Origin of the sequence: Lactobacillus kalixensis DSM 16043, assembly GCF_001434335.1 — a bacterium.
Lineage (GTDB): Bacteria > Bacillota > Bacilli > Lactobacillales > Lactobacillaceae > Lactobacillus > Lactobacillus kalixensis.
The window spans coordinates 4,799-12,338 of the sequence record NZ_AZFM01000043.1 but is presented as its reverse complement, the minus strand read 5'-3'; the positions used below and the strand labels follow the sequence as shown (position 1 = coordinate 12,338).

Sequence of the window (7,540 nt, the reverse complement as noted above, 5' to 3'; positions counted from 1 at the left end):
GAATGACAAAAGAAACCTATAAAGTTTTTGAAGAAAAAAGTGATCTATATACGCGTGAAGTTTGCTAGAAATTAAGTGTCTGTAAAAATTTAGAAATAACAAAACCCTATTAAATTTCGGTATTGAACCTTGATTTAATAGGGTTTTTGCATGGTATATATAGTGATATACAAAAAAGCGGCCTTGATAGAAGACCGCCCACGCTTTTGCATGCAACCCATGTGAGTCGCAACATATTTCCTACATAAATTATAGCATGATACAATTAGTTTTGCATGCAACTCATGCCCTACATAATAATAGGGAGGTGTAACCGTGAGCACTGCAGCATATTTCCTGATTTTTTTGCTTTTGCTTAAGTTTGATCTGGATTCGCTCGCAAGAGTAATTCATGAGATTAACAAACTTAAGAAGCGAAAGTAGCAATAAAAGAGTCGTCCTTCGGGGCGGCTTTTTCATTGCTAAAATATTTTACTCCACCAGTGTTGCTTAACTTCTGCCTCATTAGAAGGACCCTTATTGCTAGTATCAGTATTATTATCTGCAGATGTGGAATTTTCCTTAGGTTTATCTAATAAATTCAAAGTTTGAGCATTAGTGGTTAATTTTGTTAGAGATTCAATTTGATTATCCTTTACTGCAAGCTGATTTTTCAGGTCTTCATACGATTCTTTTAGTGCTGATATAGATTCATCTTTAGATTGAATCAGACGCTCATATGTTGCTTTTTGCTCCTCTAATCGGGCGTTTTTTTCTTGGTCAGCAGCATGTAATTGACTACGTAATTCTTCTATTAGCTTATCTTTTTTAGAATCGCCTAAATCCTTGGTAGATAAGGATTTAAAGTATGTAATTGCCTTATCTTTAACCTTGTCATCAAAGTAACGGGTATTACCTTGTTTGATTACATTCTTCGCTTTTATCTTAGATAAATAATTGCTCACTCTATGATAGTCATCAAAGCCCAGCATATTAGCTATATCGCCGCTTGAATAGACCGTTTTTCCTTTATATTCCATATATGTAATACCTCTAAGTAATAGTATGTAATATTACCTTCTGCCATTATTCTACGCTAAGCGTGACAATCTGACAAAATTCACAGCAATCGGGCTTGTGGCAAAATGTCGGTTTAATATCTTTAAATATTTTATCTATCCAATCCATCTTGATGCCAATACTGAAATTCCCGAAGTGACTTAGCTTTATCTTCATTATTTTTAGCTATAGTTTCATTGAAAAGTTTTTTAAGATAGCTATCGGTTTCTGCTTGTTTTTGTTTCAATTTACGCTGTTTTTCTTTAGCTCTTTCAATAGCAGCTTTATTTACGCTGATTGAGCTGCGAGAGATACTTTTAGGTTGATCACCAGAAGCCTGTGTGGAGGTCTTTTTGCTTGCTTTAAGAGCGATTTTAACCATATCAACTTGAGAATTAGGATCGGTAAATCCTTGTTTATTTTTAGTTTTCAGGCGATTAATGCTGTATGTATTAGCTCTTTTTTGCAATAATTCATGAATCAAAGTACGATTATGAGCTTCCAAAGATAATTGATGATCAGCTTCTTGACGAGTAAATGATCTAATTCTAATTGATTTAGAGCCTTCACCCTGTTTTTGAGTGGTTTTACCGTGTGATTTGACGTCATATTTTAAAGATTGCCAGTGAGCTTTAATAAATTTGTGCTGATCGTCCCATTGATCAACTTGAATCTTTCGCTTTCTAAGCTCGTTAATAGCGTCTTGTTTTGATTTAACTTTAGAATCAGACAGAACTAATTCGAACTGCATGTTTAAATCATCTACATAGGAATAATGTCCATTTTTAAGCATTGATTTAACCTGATAACCTACATCGTTATCAGCCCGACCGCCCTTTTTTTGAGTGATATATTTCCCGGTTTCTTGATCTTTAACTCGTTCTAAACCAGCACCTTGAATGGTTAAACCACGATCTCGATAAACTTTGTCGGCATAATCATAAATTTTTAGTAGATCATCATGGTCATAGTTCATTTTTTTACCAGTGTTTAAGTTAACGGTATTAATTTCAAAGTGAGCATGCATTCCGTTTTCGTCAGCGTGGGTCTGTACGGCTATTTGATAGTCGTTTTTACCCTTTTCAATATCACCGTCCCCAGCGATTAATTCACCAACTTCTAGCGCCATTTTGCCCCATTCACGGTAGAGATCAATTTCATTTACGACCAATTTATGATCACGATTAGCTAAAAATTTTTTTAATTCGTCCCAAGTTTTTTCGTTAGCAGCTAAAACATAATTTCCAGCTTGATTTTTTTGTTGGTTTTTACCCCAAAATCTTCTAGTTTGAGCAAAATCACTTTCTGGATCATATGGGTCACAGTTGTCAGCTTCAACAGTGATAGCTCTAGCATCATCCATGCGTAAGCGGAAGTCACGAGCATAAAGCAAAGCTCTGTTTTGCTTCTTGAATTTTTGCATATCTTGTTCGCGTTTATGCTTACAGCCATAATCAATCCCGTATGAGATCGTATTTCTACTAAGATTTGAACGTCCAATTCTTTTAATTGCCATAATGAACACCTATATCAAGTAAGATCTGAATTGAGGTTTATTATCTTGTACGTCAGTTTTTTTCTTAAACTGTGTACTTTTGCCTGCATCTTTGGCATTAGCTATGTTAGAAGAATCATAAATTGCAATATATCCAGTCAATAATTCCTTGATTTCTTTTTGATTCTCAATAATTTTTCGAGCATTAGTATAACTACTTCCAATAGCTATTTCACTAGCCATTTTATTAATCAAAATATTGTTTTGATTAAAAGTTCGGTGAATAGAGACCATTTCTTGGCGAATCTTTTCTGCATCTTCTGGCGAATACTTAAAATTGAATTTTCCAGAAAGTGCAGAATGAACTAAATAATCGTTGACAGTCATGCCAGCTTTTTCCGCATTCTGTTTCATTTTATTAAATTGGTCTACTGTAAATCTAGCAGTTGGTCGTTTGTAATCTGGTTTGTGTCGATCCATTTTTCGCACCTCATATTAAGAATAATGACAAGCTTTTTTCTAAAATTATAACTGGTAGATAAGCAAGTTCAAAGCGATAAATACTATAGTGGGGCAAGCTCCGCTTTTTGACGTCCACAGGACGCAAAAAGAGCTTGTTGGTCGAACCAAACCGTTAGGGAAGCCCCTAAAACCCTTGATATATCAACTCTTAAGCGAATTGATAAAAAACTAAAAACTAGCAATATTGATGAAATCAGTAGCAAAATCCCTAAAAATGATCAAAACCCATTCTGGGTATTCATCTTTATTATCAGGGCTTACGTCCACATAAATTTGTAAGATTCAAAAAAGTAAAAAATAAAATGATACGTTTTATTCAAAAAAGAAAACTTAATGGCTAAAAAATAAAAAGTGTCGCTAACAAAAATCTTAAGCTACAAAAATAAAAAAATGTAGCAAATTGGTATAAATAAAAAAAGCCACTAAAAAGTGACTTTTGGTTGTTTTGATATGATCCTACTTATAAGTGTTAATTAATATGATTAAGTGACAAAAAAATGTTTTACCAAGTTCCAATGTGTGGAGCTGGACCAATGTGAATATGCTTCATATATTTTCACCATCTTTCTAATTTAATAATAAATTTCAAAAAATTATCAGTTGTTTACTATTTGCTTATTTACCAAAAGTGATTTTGATACTAACTTCTATCTTCATTTGTGTTCCCACCTTTTTTGATTTGTTTTATGAAAATTAATTTTTAACAATTTTAATCTTAATACTAATATTGATCATTGATTCTGTGATCTCCCTTTTAATTTGTAAATATAACTAACATCTAGTATGTTGTTTACCAGCAACGTCCTTTTCCGAAAATAATACGCATATAAAGCACCTCCTTTAATTAATTTTTTGCTTATTTAAATGGTTCGATTGTGTGTAGAAATATTTTGTTCATACTTTCTCCTATGATTACTACTACATTCCTGCATAATCTTGATAACAGGTAATATTTGGTACTGTGTTCTTCTCATCTATTAATCCTCCTGATTGAAAATTTTAAATATAGATAATTCATTCTTTATAGGATTTCTACAATATTTAATAGGGATCCATAAATCTTTGTAGGTTAGATTGAGATTGTTTTCGTCATATTGTTTTTTGTTCATAGTTTTCTAGTTTATTGAATTAATTAAATAGTTATTCCACCTGTATTTGTCATATTTGATCCTCCAAATTTTGAATTGCTTAACTTTATGTTTCTAAGTATATGGGGTTTAGATTAATAAAATTAAAATAGTCGTATTTGAATTTAATATTCAAATACGACTATTTTAGTCTTTATTTATATTTAATAAGAAGTTCTTCTAGAATTTTTCCATATTGTGACATACCTATACTAATCAAAAAATCCTTGATTTTAACACTTCTATCGTATAATTCTTGATCATTAGTTTGATGATAAAGGATTATGTTTTTGAAAAAAGTAAATGCAGCCTTGTAAAATACTAATTCAGGTTTAATTTTAATTTTTTTACCATTTTTTATGAAATAAGTAGTATCAGATTCTTTTCCATCATTGAGTGAAAAAGCTAAAATATTAACTATTATCGCCAACAATGATATCTGCATTTTAGTATTAGTAGTATTGATATATTGATCTATTATCTTTTTTGCAATTATTTTATTACTTTCCAAATCGTAGAAATACATAAAATTACAAAATAGAGTTACTTTGTTTTCATTAAAATTTGGAATACTAAAAATTTTTTCTTTTATTTTATCTCGTAATTCTACGTCAGGTTCTTCTGTAGGATCTTTCATTATTTCAATCCAAGCATCTATTAATAGTAATTGTTCTTGTTTTTCTTTTTCTAAAAGACTGCTCTCTTTTACTAATGGTTTAAGTTTTTTAACTTTATCAATATTATTCTCGTAGTACGCTTCAGACATTATGCGATTAAAATCTTTTATTTGCTGGTGGCGAAGATCATCGTTTGAATTTAATCGACTAAAAAATTCCCATAAAGGAATATTATTGTAGTGAAGGAGTTCAATTAGACCATCTGCTGTAATTCTATGAGCATTCTTTTCTACCTTAGAATAATAAGATTGACTCATAATTATGCCCTTGTCGGTAAATTCTTTTTGATTTTTACCTTTACTAATACGATATTCTTTCAATAACTCTCCTATTGTCATACTTAATCCCCTATTTTTATTCAAATACGACTATTTCATAGAATTAATTATAAAGCCTATATCATAATGTTTAACATCAAATTTAAAGAAGGAGTTAAACATTATGAACGTATTTTTGAAGAATAAAGATTACAGAAAATTCTCAGTTGCTAGTTTCCTCTCAAGTGCTGGTGACATTCTCTTCTACTTAGCATTTATGACTTACGCAAGTAAATTGGAAAACTACTCATTAGCTTTATCGTTGATTGCAATTTCAGAATCTATTCCAAGATTATTTGATATTTTTGGTGGTTACTTAGCTGACAGAACACACAAAAAATTCAAAAATATCTTCTTAATGGCAGTGATTAGATTTTTCCTTTATGGCTTAGTAGGGATACTATTCATTACCAACGTTTCTCAATGGAACTTAGTAATTGCGGTTGTAATTATTAATTTCATTTCTGATACAGTTGGTGCTTACTCAAGCGGTCTTAGCACACCATTAATCGTTGATTTAGTTGGAGAAAAGGACTTTGCTCAAGCAGAAGGTTTTACTAATGGTATCAGCCAAGTTATTACTACTGTTGCACAATTTGCTGGCTCTGCATTACTGTTAGTTTTATCTTACTCAAGTTTGGCTTTCGTTAATGCCTTTACCTTCTTATTTGCTGGTATCTTATACGCAAGTGTTGGACTTCGTCACAAAAAAGAAAATAAGCCACTTGAACCTCAAGAAGTGAATGATCAAAAGTTCTTTGAAACTATGAAGGCTTCATACACTCAAATTAAGAAGGCACCCGGTTTATTATCAGTTGTTTTGGTAATCGCACTTCTTAACGGTGCATTATCTGCAATGGGTTCATTATTGCCAATTGTTATGGCTGGTAATCGCTCAACAATGATTATTTCAACTTACAGCTTTACTATCGCAGTCATTGGATTGGTAGTTAGTGCTGGTTCAATTTTAGGTAGTACTTTTGGACTACAAATCTTTAAAAAGCAGTCTGTATTTTTCATGGTAATTCTAGCTTTAGTCCTTAGTTCAGCTACTACAGTTACTGCATTGTTTGCAAATATTTACTTAATTTTGCCAGCTTACTTCTCATTGTCAGTTGTTACAATGACAGCTTCACTAAAGATGCAACAATGGCTTGTTACAACAATCGATCGTAAGATTTTAGCTTCAAGTGTTGGTTTGCTTAATACTATTGTGATGGCAACAGCACCTTTAATGACCACAGCTTTGACTACAATTTCTGGTTTAGGTAATGTTAAATATGCATTGTTTGCTCTTCTAGCAGTTGAAATTATTAGTTTCTTTGTAGCAATTAAAATGAGTGCTAAAGCTGCTAAAAAGACAGCTGCAACAGCTGCAGTAGTTAGTGAATAATATAATTACCTGTCATAATGTTTTTCTTTAGATCGATAAAAAACACGAGATTGTATTTCAACCTCGTGTTTTTAGTTTATACTTTGGGGTCAATGATTAGGTTAAATTAAAAACGGAATGATGAATCGAATCATGAATTAACAGGGAAGTAATTTAACACTTGAATTTTTGAGAAAATAGCAAACTAAATTTATACTTTTATTTTTATTTTTTATAGGTTAATATGTAGATAACAATTAAATATGAGAGCATAAAAAAAGCCTTTGTTAGATATTGGCGTATCTAACTCGGGTCAATCTCATTGACTATAACAGGTAGTCAACAAGTGATTTTTAGCTTTCTTTATAAAAACATTCTAACAACTTGTAGAATTTTTTTCAATAAGAGAGCAAATAAATAAGATAGATAACTTGCTGTAGTCAATAAGATATGACTGCAGCTTTTTTATTGGATTGATTATCCATTGAATGCGTTAGGAGTGGCTATCCTTCTATTAATCATTGAATGCAGCCCCTCTGTTGCTGGAGATGCACCAGTCAGGGAGTTAAATACCATAGGTAAGCTAAACCTGTTCATTTTGCAAATGACGAAGACGCGGCAAAACTTCCATGCGACCTCATTAGGTCAATTGAGTTGTAGGAAGCCTCGGAAATGCTGACGGTTATCCTTAGTAGCGCAATATTCGAGTTTACTCGAGTTATCGAATACAAATTCAAAAACTCTTGTCTGAATAGACTAAAAACTAAGCTACAACGGGATCAAGGGCGGGGTGCGATTAAACAACCGGCGAAAATTTAAATGCTAAGATTTGAAGCAATAGTTTGATTTTTTAGCATTTAAATTTTCGACTGTACGGAAGCCACGCGTCTTCTCATTAGTTTTTTAGCCACGTTTAGGCTAACTGATGAGGAGGCGCGTTGCGCAGCTTAGCGCCTTTCCTTTAAGGCATATTATGCTGTTTTTTAGCTATT

5 protein-coding genes are annotated in these 7,540 nt (G+C 32.1%); 1 reads left to right on the top strand and 4 read right to left on the bottom strand.

Annotation, left to right across the window (positions count from 1 at the left end; genetic code table 11):
• Positions 1-461: 461 nt before the first annotated feature.
• From FC46_RS08855 to FC46_RS08840, 4 genes are all read right to left on the bottom strand, one after another.
• Entirely contained in the window at positions 462-1,019 is a 558-nt protein-coding gene (locus FC46_RS08855; RefSeq protein WP_057799909.1) for a hypothetical protein, read from the bottom strand.
• Positions 1,020-1,150: 131 nt separating this feature from the next.
• The gene (locus FC46_RS08850) at positions 1,151-2,554 is read right to left on the bottom strand and encodes a relaxase/mobilization nuclease domain-containing protein (RefSeq protein WP_057799907.1); all 1,404 of its coding nucleotides are present in this window, start codon (positions 2,552-2,554) and stop codon (positions 1,151-1,153) included.
• Between the two features lie 9 nt (positions 2,555-2,563).
• Entirely contained in the window at positions 2,564-3,013 is a 450-nt protein-coding gene (locus FC46_RS08845; RefSeq protein WP_057799905.1) for a plasmid mobilization protein, read from the bottom strand.
• 1,323 nt (positions 3,014-4,336) lie between these two features.
• Positions 4,337-5,197 (bottom strand): helix-turn-helix domain-containing protein, encoded by an 861-nt coding sequence (locus FC46_RS08840; protein WP_057799903.1) that lies wholly within the window; start codon positions 5,195-5,197, stop codon positions 4,337-4,339.
• Between the two features lie 103 nt (positions 5,198-5,300).
• Here FC46_RS08840 and FC46_RS08835 point away from each other — a divergent pair, with 103 nt between their 5' ends.
• Positions 5,301-6,569 carry an MFS transporter gene (locus FC46_RS08835; protein ID WP_057799901.1) on the top strand — a complete coding sequence of 423 codons (1,269 nt, stop codon included), beginning with the start codon at positions 5,301-5,303 and terminating at the stop codon, positions 6,567-6,569.
• The last annotated feature ends 971 nt before the right edge of the window (positions 6,570-7,540 follow it).

Bases quoted from the DNA above. Each gene is read 5' to 3' on its own strand.
- FC46_RS08855 (WP_057799909.1), bottom strand. From the start codon at position 1,019: ATGGAATATAAAGGAAAAACGGTCTATTCAAGCGGCGATATAGCTAAT.
- FC46_RS08850 (WP_057799907.1), bottom strand. From the start codon at position 2,554: ATGGCAATTAAAAGAATTGGACGTTCAAATCTTAGTAGAAATACGATC.
- FC46_RS08845 (WP_057799905.1), bottom strand. From the start codon at position 3,013: ATGGATCGACACAAACCAGATTACAAACGACCAACTGCTAGATTTACA.
- FC46_RS08840 (WP_057799903.1), bottom strand. From the start codon at position 5,197: ATGACAATAGGAGAGTTATTGAAAGAATATCGTATTAGTAAAGGTAAA.
- FC46_RS08835 (WP_057799901.1), top strand. From the start codon at position 5,301: ATGAACGTATTTTTGAAGAATAAAGATTACAGAAAATTCTCAGTTGCT.